This is a genomic window from Erythrobacter sp. SD-21 (assembly GCF_000181515.1).
Taxonomy (GTDB): domain Bacteria; phylum Pseudomonadota; class Alphaproteobacteria; order Sphingomonadales; family Sphingomonadaceae; genus Qipengyuania.
On sequence record NZ_ABCG01000019.1, the window covers coordinates 1 to 1,057 of the forward strand.

Below are 1,057 nucleotides of genomic sequence, written 5' to 3' on the forward strand. Positions count from 1 at the left end.
TCGCAGTCTCGTGCTTACCAGTGCTCCAGTCGTTCAGAGAGCCAGGACTCGAACGGCTCGATCTCGTGGATGGTCGGTTACCGATGGCAGGCGCAAGCTTGTCGAGGAAATAATTGGCCTTGACGATCGTGCCATCGGCGCGGCCATTCTGGACCATCATCTGCTCGATATATTCACGCGCGACTGCCTCGAACGTCTGTGCAGAAAGGAACTCGGCGCGGATTTTCCGCTTCCGCTTCTCAAAGGCCGGGTCGCCCCCAGAAGCAACAGCTCGTCGTGCCTCGTAGGCTGCGTCTCGGGCTTGCTTGAGGCTGATGTCAGGATAGCTGCCGATGCAGAGCTTCTTTTGCGCACCACCGATCCGGTATCGGAATCGCCAAAGCTTGCTGCCGGTCGGCGTGACCTCGACATATAGGCCGCGCTCATCGGTTACCTTGTACGGTTTGTCCTTGGGCTTGAGAGCGCGGAGGCGAGTATCTGTCAGCGGCATGTGGGGGCCTTTTCATCTGGGCCTTTGCGAAACGGCCTCAAAAGGCCCACAAAAGTGTCTGGAACCCCCGAGAACAGGCGGGACGATCCGGAACGATCCAAGGGCCAAATCCCTAGGATTTCTGCGGGTTTTATAGATTATTTGGGAGAACGTGAGAAGAACAAATGGTGCCCAGAAGAGGCATCACATTCGAACTTCTTTTCCGTTTAATTTCTGATGTTTAGATATTTCGGTCAAGCTGAAAAGCCCGCAAAAGGCCCGCAAAATCCCTCTAATGTATTGGTTCGATGCCTTTTTTAGGACTCGGAATTTCAATTTCAAACTTGACCGCGGAGTAGGTCGTTATCCGCTTTGCGCTCCAATCTCCGCTATTCTACGGGCTGCGCGCTCTGCCCGGAAGCAGTCATCCGTTCGGTTTACTTTAAATCATCGATATTCGTTCCAGCTTCTCTTCTTTTTGGCCGATAGTCTGGGAGGGGAGGATTTGATGTAATTCCCTCAACCTGAATATCTTCGATTTTTTCACTGAGAGGAGCAAGTTCGCGACTAAGCTCGCGAAGGTCCGTT

At 53.1% G+C, this 1,057-nt stretch carries 1 protein-coding gene; it reads right to left on the reverse strand.

From position 1 onward, the window contains the following. On the reverse strand, nucleotides 1-490 hold a 490-nt coding region (locus tag ED21_RS14525), incomplete at its 3' end, for an Arm DNA-binding domain-containing protein (protein WP_006834685.1). Nucleotides 491-1,057 lie beyond the last annotated feature (567 nt).